19 protein-coding genes and 1 riboswitch are annotated in these 15,187 nt (G+C 70.6%); of the genes, 6 read left to right on the top strand and 13 right to left on the bottom strand.

What is annotated here, in order from left to right:
- Positions 1 to 178: 178 nt before the first annotated feature.
- From ACFWFI_RS07250 to ACFWFI_RS07260, 3 genes are all read right to left on the bottom strand, one after another.
- Complete coding sequence (locus tag ACFWFI_RS07250) at positions 179 to 1,198, bottom strand: hemolysin family protein (RefSeq protein ID WP_387386595.1); 1,020 nt, start codon at positions 1,196 to 1,198, stop codon at positions 179 to 181.
- Complete coding sequence (locus tag ACFWFI_RS07255; RefSeq protein ID WP_387386598.1) at positions 1,195 to 2,532, bottom strand: hemolysin family protein; 1,338 nt, start codon at positions 2,530 to 2,532, stop codon at positions 1,195 to 1,197. The genes ACFWFI_RS07250 and ACFWFI_RS07255 overlap by 4 nt, the downstream gene beginning before the upstream one ends.
- A 208-nt stretch (positions 2,533 to 2,740) precedes the next feature.
- The gene (locus tag ACFWFI_RS07260) at positions 2,741 to 3,160 is read right to left on the bottom strand and encodes a GNAT family N-acetyltransferase (RefSeq protein ID WP_387386601.1); all 420 of its coding nucleotides are present in this window, start codon (positions 3,158 to 3,160) and stop codon (positions 2,741 to 2,743) included.
- A gap of 272 nt (positions 3,161 to 3,432) precedes the next feature.
- Between ACFWFI_RS07260 and ACFWFI_RS07265 the strand changes: the two genes are divergently transcribed.
- Both ACFWFI_RS07265 and ACFWFI_RS07270 read left to right on the top strand, forming a co-directional pair.
- Entirely contained in the window at positions 3,433 to 3,660 is a 228-nt protein-coding gene (locus ACFWFI_RS07265) for a hypothetical protein (RefSeq protein WP_030921856.1), read from the top strand.
- On the top strand, positions 3,657 to 4,028 hold the full coding sequence (locus ACFWFI_RS07270) for a fic family toxin-antitoxin system, toxin component (protein ID WP_387386604.1): 372 nt from the start codon (positions 3,657 to 3,659) through the stop codon (positions 4,026 to 4,028). Before ACFWFI_RS07265 ends, ACFWFI_RS07270 begins: the two co-directional genes overlap by 4 nt.
- 10 nt (positions 4,029 to 4,038) lie before the next feature.
- On the opposite strand, the gene ACFWFI_RS07275 is transcribed toward ACFWFI_RS07270, so the two are convergent.
- The 4 genes from ACFWFI_RS07275 to bioB all read right to left on the bottom strand — a co-directional run bounded on the left by ACFWFI_RS07275 (position 4,039) and on the right by bioB (position 7,960).
- Positions 4,039 to 4,734, bottom strand: coding sequence for a class I SAM-dependent methyltransferase (locus tag ACFWFI_RS07275; RefSeq protein ID WP_387386606.1), 696 nt, complete (start codon positions 4,732 to 4,734; stop codon positions 4,039 to 4,041).
- 74 nt (positions 4,735 to 4,808) lie between these two features.
- Complete coding sequence (gene bioD / locus ACFWFI_RS07280; protein WP_387386609.1) at positions 4,809 to 5,498, bottom strand: dethiobiotin synthase; 690 nt, start codon at positions 5,496 to 5,498, stop codon at positions 4,809 to 4,811.
- A gap of 1 nt (position 5,499) precedes the next feature.
- Positions 5,500 to 6,804, bottom strand: a complete 1,305-nt coding sequence (locus ACFWFI_RS07285) for an adenosylmethionine--8-amino-7-oxononanoate transaminase (protein WP_387386610.1) — start codon at positions 6,802 to 6,804, stop codon at positions 5,500 to 5,502.
- Entirely contained in the window at positions 6,797 to 7,960 is a 1,164-nt protein-coding gene (gene bioB / locus ACFWFI_RS07290; RefSeq protein WP_387386643.1) for a biotin synthase BioB, read from the bottom strand. Before bioB ends, ACFWFI_RS07285 begins: the two co-directional genes overlap by 8 nt.
- Before the next feature lie 144 nt (positions 7,961 to 8,104).
- Between bioB and ACFWFI_RS07295 the strand changes: the two genes are divergently transcribed.
- Positions 8,105 to 9,253 carry an 8-amino-7-oxononanoate synthase gene (locus ACFWFI_RS07295; protein ID WP_387386613.1) on the top strand — a complete coding sequence of 383 codons (1,149 nt, stop codon included), beginning with the start codon at positions 8,105 to 8,107 and terminating at the stop codon, positions 9,251 to 9,253.
- Here ACFWFI_RS07295 and ACFWFI_RS07300 read toward each other — a convergent pair.
- Together ACFWFI_RS07300 and ACFWFI_RS07305 are read right to left on the bottom strand one after the other, a co-directional pair.
- Positions 9,246 to 9,452 carry a DUF397 domain-containing protein gene (locus ACFWFI_RS07300; protein ID WP_387386616.1) on the bottom strand — a complete coding sequence of 69 codons (207 nt, stop codon included), beginning with the start codon at positions 9,450 to 9,452 and terminating at the stop codon, positions 9,246 to 9,248. The two genes, ACFWFI_RS07295 and ACFWFI_RS07300, sit on opposite strands and share 8 nt — an antisense overlap.
- A gap of 33 nt (positions 9,453 to 9,485) precedes the next feature.
- Entirely contained in the window at positions 9,486 to 10,343 is an 858-nt protein-coding gene (locus tag ACFWFI_RS07305; RefSeq protein ID WP_387386618.1) for a helix-turn-helix domain-containing protein, read from the bottom strand.
- Positions 10,344 to 10,573: 230 nt separating this feature from the next.
- On the opposite strand from ACFWFI_RS07305, the gene ACFWFI_RS07310 reads away from it, so the two are divergent.
- Entirely contained in the window at positions 10,574 to 11,005 is a 432-nt protein-coding gene (locus ACFWFI_RS07310; RefSeq protein ID WP_387386621.1) for an ATP-binding protein, read from the top strand.
- 39 nt (positions 11,006 to 11,044) lie between these two features.
- Here ACFWFI_RS07310 and ACFWFI_RS07315 read toward each other — a convergent pair whose 3' ends face one another.
- Positions 11,045 to 11,959, bottom strand: coding sequence for a LysR family transcriptional regulator (locus tag ACFWFI_RS07315; RefSeq protein ID WP_387386624.1), 915 nt, complete (start codon positions 11,957 to 11,959; stop codon positions 11,045 to 11,047).
- 72 nt (positions 11,960 to 12,031) lie between these two features.
- On the opposite strand from ACFWFI_RS07315, the gene ACFWFI_RS07320 reads away from it, so the two are divergent.
- Complete coding sequence (locus ACFWFI_RS07320; RefSeq protein WP_387386626.1) at positions 12,032 to 12,673, top strand: LysE family translocator; 642 nt, start codon at positions 12,032 to 12,034, stop codon at positions 12,671 to 12,673.
- Between the two features lie 18 nt (positions 12,674 to 12,691).
- On the opposite strand, the gene ACFWFI_RS07325 is transcribed toward ACFWFI_RS07320, so the two are convergent.
- The 3 genes from ACFWFI_RS07325 to ACFWFI_RS07335 all read right to left on the bottom strand — a co-directional run bounded on the left by ACFWFI_RS07325 (position 12,692) and on the right by ACFWFI_RS07335 (position 14,655).
- Positions 12,692 to 13,162, bottom strand: a complete 471-nt coding sequence (locus ACFWFI_RS07325; RefSeq protein ID WP_387386629.1) for a C40 family peptidase — start codon at positions 13,160 to 13,162, stop codon at positions 12,692 to 12,694.
- 3 nt (positions 13,163 to 13,165) lie between these two features.
- Positions 13,166 to 13,349, bottom strand: a riboswitch (cyclic di-AMP (ydaO/yuaA leader).
- Between the two features lie 354 nt (positions 13,350 to 13,703).
- Complete coding sequence (locus ACFWFI_RS07330) at positions 13,704 to 14,012, bottom strand: hypothetical protein (protein WP_387386631.1); 309 nt, start codon at positions 14,010 to 14,012, stop codon at positions 13,704 to 13,706.
- Between the two features lie 7 nt (positions 14,013 to 14,019).
- Entirely contained in the window at positions 14,020 to 14,655 is a 636-nt protein-coding gene (locus ACFWFI_RS07335) for an ATP-dependent Clp protease proteolytic subunit (protein WP_387386634.1), read from the bottom strand.
- A gap of 86 nt (positions 14,656 to 14,741) precedes the next feature.
- Between ACFWFI_RS07335 and ACFWFI_RS07340 the strand changes: the two genes are divergently transcribed.
- Positions 14,742 to 15,041: a type II toxin-antitoxin system Phd/YefM family antitoxin gene (locus tag ACFWFI_RS07340; RefSeq protein ID WP_387386636.1), complete on the top strand. Its 300-nt coding sequence runs from the start codon at positions 14,742 to 14,744 to the stop codon at positions 15,039 to 15,041.
- The last annotated feature ends 146 nt before the right edge of the window (positions 15,042 to 15,187 follow it).

Below are 15,187 nucleotides of genomic sequence, written 5' to 3' on the forward strand. Positions count from 1 at the left end.
CCCTGCCGGGCCCGCGGGAGTGACAGTTGCCGGTAGCCGGCGAGGCACGAAAAGGGGCGCGACCGCAGCCGCGCCCCTCCTCGTAGCGTTACCCGGACCCGAACCGGAACCCGAACCGGACCGAAGCCGGACCCGGACCGAACCCGGACCCGGACCCGGACCGAAGCCGAAGCCGACGTCAGCGCGCCTGGTGCCTGCCCACCAGCTCGCGCAGTACGTCCTCCATCGTGATCATGCCGGCCAGCCGGCCGTCCTCGTCGAGAACGGCTGCCAGATGCGTACGGCTACGCCGCAGCGCGGTCAGTACGTCGTCCAGTGGCGTCGCAGCACGCACCCGGGCGATAGGCCGCAGGGCCGTCACCGGGAACGGCACATCGCGCGGTGCGGCGTCCAGGGCGTCCTTCACATGGAGGTAGCCGATGATGCGCTGCTCGCTGTCCATCACCGGGAAGCGCGAGAAGCCGGACTCGTGGGAGAGCCGCTCCAGCTCCTCCGGGGTCGTGCCGACCCGGGTGTACAGCACCCGGTCGACCGGAAGGAGTACGTCCCGGACCGGGCGTCGGCCCAGCTCCAGCGCATGGCGCAGGCGGTCCGCCGAGCGGTCGTCGACGAGCCCGGAGTCCTCGGCGTCCTTGACGAGGCGTGCCAGTTCGTCGTCGGAGAACGTCGCGGAGACCTCGTCCTTGGTCTCCACCCGCAGCAGTTTGAGCAGTGTGTTCGCGAAGGCGTTGATCGTGAAGATCACCGGCTTCAGCGCCCTGGCGAGAGTCACCAGCGGCGGGCCGAGCAGCAGCGCGGTGCGGGCGGGCTCGGCGAGTGCGATGTTCTTCGGCACCATCTCGCCGAGCAGCATGTGCAGATACGTCGCCACGGTCAGGGCGATGACGAACGAGATCGGGTGCACCAGCCCGTGCGGCACCCCCACCGCGTCGAAGACGGGCTCCAGCAGATGGGCGATGGCCGGCTCGGCGACGATACCCAGCACCAGGGTGCAGAGCGTGATGCCCAGCTGGGCCGCCGCGAGGAGCGCCGACACGTGCTCGAGGCCCCAGATGACGCTGCGGGCCCGCCGGTCCCCGGCTTCGGCCGCGGGCTCGATCTGACTGCGGCGTACGGAGATCAGCGCGAACTCCGCGCCGACGAAGAAGGCGTTGACGACCAGGGTCAGCAAGCCGATGAAGAGCTGGACGGCGATCATCGTTCGTCCTCCGCCGGCTCGTCGCTACCGGGCAGCGGCGCGTGCAGCAGCGCACGCGCGGCGCGATGCCCCGAGGCGTCCACCACGTCGATCCGCCAGCCCGTGAGCTCGACGGTGTCGCCGACCACCGGAATGCGGCCGACCCGCGTGGCGATCAGCCCGGCGAGTGTTTCGTACGGTCCGTCCGGTACTCGCAGTCCGATGGTGCGGAGCTGGTCCGTGCGGGCCGCTCCGTCGGCGGACCACAGTGTGCGTCCGTCCGCGTCCTCACCGGCGGCCGCCAGGTCGGGGGTCTCGTGCGGGTCGTGCTCGTCCCGCACCTCGCCGACGACTTCCTCCACGATGTCCTCCAGCGTCACGACTCCCGCCGTGCCGCCGTACTCGTCGATGACGACGGCCATGGCCAGCTTTCCGGAGAGGCGGTCCAGCAGGCGGTCCACGGTGAGGGTCTCCGGCACGAGCAGTGGTTCGCGGAGCATGTCCGACACCCGCTTACGGGGCCGCTGCTCGGCGGGAATGGCCAGTACGTCCTTGATGTGAGCGACGCCGACGACCGTGTCCAGGCTGCCCCGGTAGACGGGGAACCGGGAGAGACCGGTGGCCCGGGTGGCGTTCGCGACGTCCTCGGCGGTCGCCTGGACCTCGAGGGCGGTGACCTGGACCCGGGGGGTCATCACGTTCTCCGCGGTCAGTTCGGACAGGTTGAGGGTGCGTACGAAGAGCTCCGCGGTGTCCGCCTCGAGCGCGCCCTCCTTCGCGGAGTGTCGGGCCAGGGCCACGAGCTCCTGCGGGCTGCGCGCCGAGGCCAGCTCCTCTGCCGGCTCGAGGCCGAAGCGCCGCACGATCCGGTTGGCGGTGTTGTTGAGGTGGCTGATGAAGGGCCGGAAGACTGCCGTGAAGGCGCGCTGCGGCGCGGCGACCGTCCGGGCGACGGCCAGGGGGGAGGAGATCGCCCAGTTCTTCGGGACGAGCTCACCGACCACCATCAGGACCACGGTGGACAGCGCGGTGCCGATCACGAGAGCCAGTGAGGAGGACACACCGGGCGACAGTCCGGTCGCTTCCACCGGTCCCTGGATCAGCTTGGAGATGGACGGCTCGGAGAGCATGCCCACGACCAGGTTGGTGACGGTGATGCCGAGCTGCGCGCCGGAGAGCTGGTAGGTGAGGCTGCGTACGGCCTTGAGCGCTCCCGCCGCACCCCTGTCCCCTCGCTCGACGGCCCGTTCGAGCTCGCCGCGCTCCACGGTGGTCAGAGAGAACTCGGCCGCCACGAACGCACCGCAGGCGAGGGAGAGCAGCAGCGCCACGAGGAGCAGAAGCACTTCGGTCATCGGTTCACCTCCGTCCCATGATCGGGCAGGGGCAGAAGGATCGCGCGATGTCGGCGGTGTCGACTACTGGGGGGCTCGCCCATGGGCGGACGCTCACACCTTTCGAAAGGGTCGGACGGTCGAGGATCCATAGTAAAGGACCGGCAAAATGCCGTGTACGGCGTACGGATTGCGGCTGGTCACAGGCCTCTGGCGGCCCTGGTCGCGTTCAGAGGGACTTGACCCAGCGCCGCCAGTGGTCCTCGCGATGGTAGTCAGCCGCGCCCCATGTGTGATGCGCCTGTTCGTTTGCCTCCAGGACCATGGCGTCGATCCGTCGCCCCCCGAGGGCGAGGAACCGTCGCTCCGCGGCGTCCAACAGGGCTGTGGCGATGCCTTGCCGGCGGCAGTCCGGGTGCACCGCGAGCCGGTATGCGGAGCACCGCCATCCGTCGAACCCGGCTATGACGGTCCCGGTGATCCGCCCGTCGCGTTCCGCGAGGAGCAGGGCGTCGGGGTCCCGCGAGATCAGCCGGGCCACTCCGTCGTGGTCGTCGGTGATGCTGGTGCCTTCCGCGGCCTCGCGCCAGAACCGCAGAACAGCGTCGATGTCGGAGAGGCCCGCACAGCGGATATCAAGATCGGTCATGGTTCGAGCCAACCAGAGAGCTCGGGCGGCGGGCGACCATTTTCCGGCGCTGCTCAACGGCGCCACTAACGGCGCTGCCCCACGGCGCTGCCCCACGGCGCTGCTCCACGACGCTGCTTCCCGGTGCGCGCCGGCAGCCACCGGAACACCTGTGGCGCCCCGGCCCGCAGTGCCCGGCTCCCGCACGATGGACCACCGCCGGTCCCGAGAGCTGTCGGTGCGTCGCCCCGCTCCCCTTGCGAGTGCTAGCGCACACGCGCTAGCGTGATGACGTGCCCAAGACTCAGCTGAACGTTCGAGTGGACGAGGCCACCGCCGAGGCGGCGCGACAGCGCGCCCTGCAGCGGGGGATGAGCGTGAACCGCTACATAGAGGAACTCGTCAAACAGGATGCGGGCGAGGTGGGACACACCTTCGTCGAGGCCGCGGCCGACTTCATGAAGCAGTACGAGTCGGTGTTCGCCGAGGAGTTCGGCCCGGAGCGCAAAGGCACCCGTTGAACCTGCAGATCGACCTTTCCTGGCTGCTCATGGTCGCCGAGCACAAGACGCCCGGTGATCCACAGGTCGTCGACTGGGGTGCACTCGTCGCCGCTGTCAGCCGGCACGAGGCGGAGATCTTCGGCAGCCCCGTCTACAGCGATCCGCACTCCCGGGCAGCCGCCATGCTGCAACTGCTCCTCCATGTGCCCGCGCTCGAGCACTCCAACGCGATGTTCGCCTCCGCCGTCGCATACGGCTATCTCGTCGCTTCAGGGCTGAAGGTCATCACCTCTCCCGAGCAGGTGCGCGATCTGGCCCGGCTGGTGAAGGAGGGCAAGGCCGACGTCCGGAGTATCGCCGACGAGCTGCGCCGGTGGAGCCTGTGACCGGGAGTCCTCAGCCCACCTCCGCCGAGCGGTCCACCACGGCGGACCGACGGGCCACACCGAGCACACACGGGGAGCTCGGCAGCTGCACGCCCTTGTCCGGGATGCGGAACCTGCGGTACACCCCCAGCTCGAAGCCGGCCTCCTCGATGGCCGCGACGGTGTCCCGCGCCGTGTGACAGCCCCCGAAGAGCAGCGGCCAGAGTGTGCGGTCCGCCGCACGCTGCGCCGTGGCCAGTGCCCGGCCGGGTGCAAGGGTGTGCTCGAAGAAGCGCAGCTCGCCGCCCGGCCTCAGCACCCGTTTGATCTCTGCCAGCGCCCGGGGCAGGTCCCTCACGGTGCACAGGACGAGCGAGGCCACCGCCGCGTCGAACCCCTCGCTCTTGACCGGCAGTGCCTCGGCCGTCCCCGGCACCACATCGACCGGCACCTCCGCGCGCAGCGCCGCATCGGCCGCCATCTGTCGCAGGCTGCGCTCGGGCTCGATCGCCACCACTTCGGACACGGCCCCCGGGTAGTGCGCGAAATTGAGGCCGTTACCCGCGCCGATCTCGATGACGCGGCCGGAGAGGCCGGCGAGGAGTTCGTCGCGATGGGCCGCCACACCTCCCTTGAGGTCGGCGGTCACGCTCAGCCGGGCGTAGAAGCGGGCGAATACCGGGTGGTGCACCGCGTCCCGGGGGACAGGTGTGCTGCGCCGACGCATGATCGGGCCTCCTCGGAGGGCACGTGAATACGGCTCTCCTTGGATTCTCCCCCGTACGGGCCCCGCTCAGCCCTTCATCCGGCGGGTCGATTCCCGCCGAGCTCCGGTGCCAGCCAACTTGCCGCCCGCGCCCGGAATGCAGCCGGTTCCAGCGCTCCCGCTCCGGCCGGCACCGCACCGAGCAGCGGGGCGCCCGCCGCGACCGGAAGGTCGTCGATGTTGCACCGTGAGGCCAGATCGGGCTCGGCCGGCATGCTCCCGACCACCACTCCGGGACACGAAAGCCCTCGTGCCCGCAGCGCCTCGGTCGTCAGCGCGGTGGCGTTGAGCGTGCCAAGGCCGGCGGGCGCCACCACCAGCACGGGCGCCGCCATCAGCCGCGCGGCGTCCGCGAGCGTGGCCCCCTGCTCGTCGTAGCGGACGAGCAGCCCGCCCGCGCCCTCGACCAGCACCAGGTCGTGCTCCGTCGCCAGCTTCTGGGCGGCTTCGGCGATCTCGTACGGGCGTACGGGCGCGAGACCGGCTCGGCGTGCCGCCGTCTCAGGTGCCAAAGGCTCGGGGAAACGTGCCAGTTCGACCGCAGTGACGTGGGCGCCCGCCAGCCGCACCACCTCGGCGGCGTCCCCCGGTTCGCCCGGGGCGAGTCCCGTCTGGGCGGGCTTGAGGACCGCGACCCGGAGATCCCGGAATGCGGCCGCAACCGCTGCGGTCACGATGGTCTTGCCGATCTCGGTGCCCGTACCGGTCACCACGAGGATCGTCATCTCAGCCCTCCTTCGCCGCGGCGCACACTGCCCGGCAGATCCGTGCCACATCGTCGTCGCCGGTCACATAGGGCGGCATCGTGTACACGAGATCCCGGAACGGACGCAGCCATACGCCCTCGCGGACAGCGGCCCGTGTCGCGGCCGCCATGTCCACCTCGTGGTCGAGCTGCACGACCCCGATCGCGCCCAGCACCCGGACGTCACGTACGCCCGGCACATCGGTTGCCTCGGCCAGCCCTTGTCGCAGTCCCGTGCCGATCCGCTTCACCTCCAGCTCCCAGTCCTGGCCCAGCAGGAGGTCCACGGACGCGCAGGCCACCGCCGAGGCGAGCGGGTTGCCCATGAACGTCGGCCCGTGTGCCAGTACCGGCACGTCTCCGCTCGAAATGCCCTCCGCCACCCGCGAGGTGCACAGTGTCGCCGCCAGCGTGAGATACCCGCCGGTCAGTGCCTTGCCGACACACATGACATCCGGTGACACCCCTGCGTGCCCGGCCGCGAACAGCTGCCCGGTACGGCCGAAACCCGTCGCGATCTCGTCGAACACCAGTAGTACGTCGTGCGCGTCGCACGCCTCGCGGAGCACCCGCAGATACGCGGGGGAGTGGAAACGCATTCCGCCCGCACCCTGAACCACGGGCTCCACGATCACCGCTGCCAGCTCATCGGCATGGGCGGCCACCAGCTCGCGCAGATGCCTCTCGTAGCCGGCGTCCGGTTCGGCGTCGAAGCCGTCCGGAGGGGCGTCCGCGAAGATCTGCCGGGGGAGGGAACCCGACCACAGCTCGTGCATCCCGCCCTCGGGGTCGCACACGGACATGGGCTGCCAGGTGTCCCCGTGGTATCCACCGCGCCAGGTCAGCAGCCGGCGCTTGGAGGGCCGCCCCGCCGAACGCCAGTACTGCAGGCACATCTTCACCGCGACCTCGACGGAGACCGACCCCGAATCTGCGAGGAAGACGTGCTGCAGAGGCTCCGGAGTGATCTCCACCAGCCGTGTCGCCAGCCGCACGGCGGGCTCGTGCGTGAGCCCGCCGAACATCACATGGCTCATCCGGTCCAGCTGGCCGCGGGCGGCCTCGTTGAGCACCGGATGGTTGTAGCCGTGGACCGCCGACCACCATGACGACATGCCGTCCACCAACTCGCGCTGACCGTGGGCGGGTTCGGCGAGCCGGAGGCGCACCCCGGACGCGGACTCCACGATCAGCGGCTCCTGGCGGCCCGGCATCGGGCCGTAGGGGTGCCAGACGTGGGCCCGGTCCAGGGCGCGGATCTCTGCCGGGCGGAGCTGATCAGGCATTGGGTGCGAGGTCCGTCCCGGCGCCGCGACGGCGGACCGCCACGAGGTCCGTGCGCGCCGCCAGGGCCTCGGACGGCTCGGGAGCCGTCTCGGCGGTGTCACCGCACGGAGAGCAGCCGCCCTCGTGCGAACCGCAGCCGCCGGCCACGGGGGCGCGGTGCCCGGGGAGCGTCCGCGTGTCCGCTCCCTCCACCTCGAAGCCGGCGTCCGCGATCATGTCGAGGTCGGTCTGTCCCGACTGGCCCTCACTGGTCAGATAGTCACCCAGGAAGATGGAATTGACCAGATTCAGGGCGAGCGGCTGCATCGAACGAAGGTGGACCTCGCGGCCGCCCGCGAGCCGCACCTCGACGTCCGGGCACACGAACCTGACCATCGCCAGGATGCGCAGACACCGCTGCGGCGTGAGGTGCCAGTCCTTCGCGAGCGGGGTCCCCTCCATGGGGATCAGGAAGTTCACCGGTACCGAGTCGGGATCCAGCGCACGCAGCGAGAAGACGACGTCCACCAGGTCGGCGTCGGTCTCGCCCATGCCGGCGATCAGACCGGAGCACGCCGAAAGCCCGGCGGCCTGGGCCTGCTGGACGGTGTCGACCCGGTCGGCGTACGTGTGGGTGGTCGTGATGTCCCCGTACGTACCCTCCGAGGTGTTGAGGTTGTGGTTGTACGCGTCGGCACCCGCAGACCTCAGCCGGTCGGCCTGGCCCTCCGACAGCAGGCCGAGGCAGGCACACACCTCGACGCCCTCGTGCTGCTCCTTGATGGCCTCGATCGTCTGCGACACCCGGTCGACGTCGCGGTCGGTCGGCCCTCGGCCGCTGGCCACCAGGCACACCCGCTTGGCACCGCCGGCCACTCCCGCGGCGGCGGCCTTCTTCGCCTCGTCCGGTTTCAGCCAGGTGTACTTGAGGATCTCCGCCTTGGAGCCGAGCCGCTGCGAGCAGTACGAGCAGTCCTCGGGGCAGAGCCCGGACTTCAGGTTCACCAGGTAGTTGAGTTTGACGCGCCGGCCGAACCACTGGCGGCGCACCTTTCCGGCCGCGGCCACCACCTCGAGCAGTTCGTCGTCGGAGGTCGCCAGCACGGCGAGCGCTTCGTCCCGGGTCGGCAGTTCGCGCCGCAGCCCCTTGTCCACCAGCGTGTTCAGCAGGTCCATGGCGTTGATCCTGACGTACGGGGCCGCCATCGGCCAAGGAGGAACCGGACAATAGAGCCGGTCGATGCTGTGTGTATTGCCACACCCTGGCCTGTTGCACGCCCGGTTAGGGTCTGTGAGCTGCCTACAAAAAAGGACCCGCTCATGTCCTACGCCCCGTTCGACTGGATCGACGACGAGGCCCGCCGCCGTGCCGACGCCGGACTCGTCCGGACGCTGCGCCCCCGGGCCGCCGAGACGGAACTGCTGGACCTCGCGAGCAACGACTACCTGGGTCTGAGCCGGAGCCCCGAGGTCACGGCGGCCGCTGCCGAGGCGGCACGGACATGGGGCGCGGGTGCCACCGGCTCGCGGCTCGTCACCGGATCCACCGCGCTGCACGCCGAACTCGAAAGCGAACTGGCGGCCTTCTGCGGATTCGAGGCCGCCCTGGTGTTCTCCTCCGGTTACGCGGCCAACCTCGCCGCACTCACGGCGCTCACCGGACACGATTCGCTGATCGTCTCCGACGCGGGTAACCATGCCTCGATCGTCGACGGCTGCCGGCTCTCCCGGGCCGCCACCGCCGTCGTGCCGCACGCGGACCCCGAGGCCGTGCGAAAGGCGCTCCACGCGCACGGCGGACGGGCGCTGACCGTGACCGACTCCGTCTTCTCGGTGGACGGCGACGCCGCCCCGCTCGCAGGACTGGCCGACGTCTGCCGCGACGCGGGCGCTGCCCTTCTCGTGGACGACGCGCACGGGCTGGGCGTCCTGGGCGAGGGAGGGCGCGGCGCGCTCGCGGCCGCCGGACTCGCGGGCGGCGAGGGGATCGTCGCCACACTCACCCTCTCCAAGTCGCTCGGCAGCCAGGGCGGAGCGGTGCTAGGGCCCGCCCGGGTCATCCGCCATCTGGTCAACACGGCCCGTACGTTCATCTTCGACACCGGTCTCGCACCGGCGGCCGTCGGCGCGGCTCTGGGCGCGCTGCGACTGCTGCGCCGCGAACCCGAACGCGCGGCGAGGGCCGGGGCCGTCGCCGTCGAACTGCACGGCCGGCTGACGGCGGCCGGACTGACCGCGGTGCGCCCCGACGCGGCCGTCGTGTCGGTCCGCGCCCCCTCGGCGGAGTCCGCGGTGCGCTGGGCCGCCGACTGCCGCGCGGCGGGTCTCGCGGTGGGGTGCTTCCGGCCACCGTCGGTGCCGGACGGGATCTCCAGGCTGAGGCTGACCGCCCGTGCCGACCTGACGCAGGAGCAGATCGCGACCGCCGTGGGCACCGTCCTCGCGACGGCGCCCCTGCCGGTCAGCTGACCGGGCGGTCGCGGAGTCCGGCCACGAAGGACGTCCACGCCCTCGCCGAGAAGCGCAGCGGCGGCAGTCGCGCGTCCTTGGAGTCCCGTACGGCGAGCCGGTCGTCGCCGAGCGGTGCGGTTTCCACGCAGTTGTTCATCCCCGTGCTGCGGCTGCTGCGCCGCCACCTGGGTGCGGGCTGTGCGAGACGGTCGGACATCGTGCCCCCCTCGGGCAGTCTGAAAGTTCCCGCCTAACCGCCGTGGCCTACCACGGCGATGAGGTCCAGCGAACGCTCCGGCGACAGTGCGTGACCCTGCATCGTGTGGAAGGCCGAGCTGTACGCCTCAAGGTCTTCTCTCCGCTCCAGGTAGAGACTACTCGTCAAATGGTCAAGAACGACCACATCCAGATCAGAAGTGTTCGGAAAGGAGAAGATAACGAAAGGTCCGGTGAGGCCGATATAGCTCCCGGCCGTGAACGGCAGTAACTGAAGTGTCACGTGGGGCAGTTGGGCTACACGTGTCAGATGGTGCAGTTGTTCCTCCATGACCCGGGGGCCGCCCACCTTCCGCCTCAGCACGGCCTCGTCGATCACGGCGCTGAGCCGCAGCGGCCGGGGCGAGTGGAGGACGCTCTGCCGGGCGAGCCTGACCTCCACCAGGGAATCGAGCTGGGCGGCCGGCAGTCCGTCCACCGAGGACCGGGTCACCGCGCGCGCGTAGTCGGCGGTCTGCAGCAACCCCGGGACCACCGAGGTCTCGAGTGTGCGGGCGGCGTCAGCCTGGGACTCCAGGCTGATGAAGTCGCGGTACTGGGGCGGAATGAGCCCGCGATAGGCGTGCCACCACCCGCTTCCACCGCCGCCGGCCGACCCGGCGAGCGCCTGGAGCAGAGAACGCAACTGCCGGTCGTCCACGCCGTAGGCATCCAGCAGCCGGGTCACGTCACCGGGCGTCACCCCACTCGCCCCCGTCTCGATCCGGCTCACCTTCGACTGGTGCCAGCCGAGCAGGCCGGCGGCGTCCCGGCTCGTGAGTCCCGAGGTGTGACGAAGGCTGCGCAGCTCCTCCCCGAGCTTGCGCCGGCGTACCGCAGGGCCGTGCCGCATGGTGGCCTCCTCCCGTTGTACGGAGAGCCGCCCCCGCGGGGTCCGGCCCGGAAAGGGGCCAGTGTTGCGCCCGTACACGGCTCAGGCGACAGAGTTCACCGTAATGAGCGACAGATATATGCATATCTTGGTGGATCGCCGTCATGGAGGGCGGCATCGGTGGCAGTCTGGCGCGAAGCACAATCCAGGCCGGCCGTGGGCCGGTCGGGCGGGAAAGGGACGGCGTCGACATGGCAGACCATCAGGAAGCAACCGTCACTCTGCCGAGCGATCCGGCCTCGGTGTCCGCGGCCCGGAGACTTGTGGCCCGGGTGCTCGCCGAATGGGGCCTGCCCGAGGACGGTGACACCGCCGACACCATCCGGCTGATCGTCTCGGAACTCGCCACCAACGCCGTCCAGCACACCTTCGGGCAGTCGCCCACCTTCACCGTGGACCTACGGCTCGACCGGGACGTGGAGTTCTACCTCGGCGTGACGGACAGTCACCCTCGCTGGCCCCAGCGGCTGCCCGCCGCGGTGCGGCAGGACAACGGCCGCGGCATGGTGATCATCCGGGCCCTGGCGAAGGAGTACGGCGGCCGGCTCAGCGTCAGCCCCACCCCGGACGGGGGCAAGACCGTGTCGATCGCCCTTCCCTGGCCGGTTCCCGCGCAGTCCTGACGCCGTCGAGAGGACCGCCCTCGCGGGGCGGAACCGCCTTCACACGGCGGAGGCCCGGCCGAAGCCGCTGCGCAGCAGTGCCATCAGCGTCGTCGCCGCAGCTGTGTTCCGGTCCCCCCGGTGCACCACGGAGATCGTCCGCCGGAAAGCGGCGGGTTCCAGGCGCCGGACGGCGAGCGGTGTCGGGGACATCGCCGCCACCATTTCCGGCACCACCGCCACGCCGAGGCCGGCACTGACCAGGGCGCACACCAGGGCGTAGCCGGGCGACTCGCACACCACGGCGGGAGTGGCGCCCGCCTCGGCCAGCGCACGCTCCACACCACGCCGCGGCGGATGCCCGGGCGCGCTGCTGATCAGCGGGCGGCCCGCCAGTTCGGCCACGGGCAGCGGCCCGGTGCCTTCGGCCAGCATCTGCCCGAGCGCCGTGACCAGCACCAGCTCCTCGACGAGCAGCGGCTCGGCCGACACCCCCGCCGGCATCGGTTCGGCGGCCGCGGGTTCGTACGCATGGGTCAGTGCCAGGTCCACGTCGCCCGCGGCCACGGCGGTGACCCCGGCGGGCGGCTCGTAGTCCGTGACGGCCAGTTCCACGTCGGGGTGCGAGCGCCGGAACGCGGTGAGTACCGGCGGCAGCAGATGGATCCCGGCCGTCACGAACGTGCCGACCCGCAGCCGGCCGCCCGACAGCCCTGTGAGCCGGGCCAGCTCGTGCCGCGCCTGGTCCATCTCGTCCAGCACACGTCTGGCCCGCCCCGCCAGCAGCTCACCGGCGGCCGTCAGCCGTGCTCCGCGGTGGTGTCGGACGAGGAGCGCCGCTCCGGCTTCCCGCTCGAGCTTGGCGAGCTGTTGCGAGAGCGCGGGCGCGGTGTAGCCCAGCCGCACGGCTGCCCGTGTGATCGAGCCGGCCTCGGCCACCGCCACCAGCGCGGCCAGCCGCGTCGCGTCGTACATTAAGCATTCCTTTTGGCAGACCCAGAAGATTGCAAGTACACGCTAAAGGCCTGCAGCGTCCATGGTGTACCCATGGACGCACAACTCCTCGCCTTCGTCGCCGTGGCTGCGGGAATGGTGGCGCTGCCCGGCGCCGACTTCACCGTGGTCGTACGCAACGCGCTCGTATCCCGGCGTTCCGGGCTGGCCACCGCTGTGGGGGTCGCCGGGGGGCTCCTGGTGCACACCGCGCTGGCCGTCGCCGGACTCGCCGCCGTGCTCGTGACGATGCCGGTCCTCTTCCGCACCGTCCAACTGCTCGGCGGCGCGTATGTGCTCTACCTCGGCCTCAGCGGCCTGTACGCGATGCGGCGGCGGGCCGTCGCGGGAGCAGGTGCCGAGGAGGGACCCGCGGACAGGGCCCCGTCGGGGCACGGACGGTCACTGCGCCAGGGCTTCCTGACCAACGCCCTCAACCCGAAGGCGCCCGTGCTCTTCCTGAGCCTGCTGCCCCAGTTCGTCCCCGACGGCAGTCCGCCCCTGCCGAGGACGCTGTTGCTGGCCTCGGTGGTCGTCCTGCTCGCGCTCGTGTGGTTCCCAGCGGTGGCCCTGCTGGTCGACCGGCTGGGCCGGTGGCTGCGCCGGCCGCGCACCGCCCGTGCGATCGAGGGCGGCAGCGGCACGGCGCTCACCGCGCTGGGGCTCGTACTGGTGACGGGTCCCCTGCTGCACTGAACCGGATGGGAAAGAGTGTCAGCGGACCCTCCCGTACCAGACGTTCCCGGACCAGATCTTCTCGAGCCGGACCACCGCGCCGGCCTTCGGCGAGTGCCAGATCTTCCCGCTGCCGGCGTAGATGCCGACGTGGTACACACTGCGGCCCGCGTGGAAAAAGACCAGGTCGCCGCGTTTCCGCTGCGACCTGGAGATATGGCGGGTCTTGTTGTACTGCTGCTGAGCCGTGCGGGGTAGTTTCTTGCCGGCCTTCTTGAACGAGTAGAGCGTGAGCCCGGAGCAGTCGAACCGGTAGGGGCCCGTGGCACCCCATCTGTAGGGTGCACCCTTCTTCGAGGCGGCGATCTTGAGCGCCTTCGTGGAGTGGGCGGCGGCCTCGGCGTCGTTCACAAGACCCGGGGCCAGCATGGTGGTACCCACGGCGAAGGTCAGAACCGTGGCCGTACCGACCCGGGCGAACAGAGACGGGACATGAACCTGCGCAGTCATGCGCAACCCTTCGTCAGCCGCCTGTGAAGGATGACCTGTCGGGTTCGGGCTGGCGAAGTTGCCCGGCCGCGCACAGCGGCTTCACCCCGAGGGCCGTCCGGAAATCCGGCCGGCCCGTTGTGCTCGGGTCCTCCACTCCTGCCGATCCACTTCTGTCGACCAGACATCCGGACGGCGGCAGGACTCGGCGTCCGCCCGGACCGCCCCGCCGCGGTGGCGGGGGCTTGTCGTCCCAGGGATCTTTACGCACCCGCTGTCGGATTTCCTGGTCGAAGTGGCGATATGTGAGAGTCGTCACGACTGATCCGATCGAGTGGACGCGGTCGGCCCGGAGCCGCGACGGCCGGACCTGACCAGCCGCGTACCAGCGGCGGAACGATTGATTCCGCTCAGCGTCCGCGCCCGTTGCGCAAGTTGGGCTGTCCCTCGGGCGGGGGAGCTTCTACGCCGATCGAGCGAGGGAAACTCATCGGCCCGTCGGGCGTGTCGTGGAAGAGCGTCGAAAAGACGGATGCGGCGGCCGAGTCGGTGGCGAAGGCGCTCAACCGGATGACGCGGGAGGCAGGGCGACCCGTCCGGCGCGACGTTCTCCGTCCAGCAGCCGTAACGCTCTGGCCAGGGTGTCCGCGTGGATCTGCGACTCACCCCGCTCGTGCATCAACACGAGTGCGTCGCGGAGCGCGGTGGCCCGGGACGCGAGGGCCTGAGCCGCCCGGAGCGCTCCGTACGTGTCGCTGCCGCGGGCGGGATTGATGCGGCCGAGCTGGTCGAGCACCTCCAGGTAGCAGTCGATGAACTCGGCCTCGGCGCGGGTCAGTGCGGGAAGCGGCGGGAACTGGGGTGAGAGCATCGGGCGTTCACCTCGCGGGATGCGGCGGCTGGGGCGGCGTGCGGTTCTCCACGACGTGGTCCACCAGCCCGAACGCCAGGGCGGCCGGGGCGTCGAGGATGGTGTCCCGTTCGATGTCGGCGCTGATCTCCCGCGTGGAACGACCCGTGTGGCGGGCCAGCATGGCCGTGAGCAGCTCTCGTTCGCGCGTCAACTCGCGGGCCTTGATCTCGAGATCGGAGGGCTGGCCCTGCACCGGCTCGTCCAGAGCGGGTTGCTGAATGACTACCCGGGCGCCCGGCAGGGCATGTCGGCGTCCCGGCGCGCCGGCTGCGAGCAGCACCGCGGCGCCGGCGCCCGCCTGTCCGAGACAGAAGGTCTCCACCTCGCAGGCGAGGAATTGCATGGTGTCGTAGATCGCCGTCATGGCGTTGAAGGAGCCACCGGACGAGTTGATGTAGAGGGACAGGGGCCGGTCGGGGTCCGCGTGCTCCAGGTACATGAACTGCGCGATCAGATCGGTCGCCGCGGTGTCGTCGACGGACGTGCCGAGGAAGACGATCCGCTCGGACAGCAGCTTCGAGTACGGATCCATGCTCCGCGACCCGTAGGCGGTGCGCTCGGTGAACTCGGGCAGAACGTAGCGGGCGGCGGGACGGAACATGGTGATGCCTCTCCTCGGACCTCGGACTGCACAGAACCGGAGTACGTAAAAAATGTACAGGACGTACAGAAGGTTAGAATGGGGCTATGGCCTACGAGATTCCGGTGACGCAAGCCCGGGCGGAGCTCGCCGAACTGATCAACCGTGTCGTCTACGGGGGTGAACGTGTGGTGGTGACGCGACACGGAAAGCCGCTGGTCGCCCTGGTGTCAGCCGCTGACCTGCAACGACTTGAGAGCGAAGAGGCCGAGGCACAGGAGGCGGCCGAGAGGGAGCAGGTGATCAGCTCGGTGTCCTCCTTGCGCTCCGCGTCGTCCGCTACGGGCGAACGGCACCGCTTCGGTATCGCCGCGGAGCACCGCGGTCAGGAGGACCGGGATCGCTGATGCCCTCCGAGGGTCGCGATGGCCGGGGCCGCCCGCGTCGTCGCGGTCACCGGTGGCCGCGGAATCGCGAAGAGCCGCGCCCCCCCCGGGGGGGGGGGGTGGCGGCGCGGCCGGGGGGGGGGGGCGCAGCAGGGGTGAGAGGGGTG

It is taken from the genome of Streptomyces sp. NPDC060209 (genome assembly GCF_042728155.1).
GTDB lineage: Bacteria > Actinomycetota > Actinomycetes > Streptomycetales > Streptomycetaceae > Streptomyces.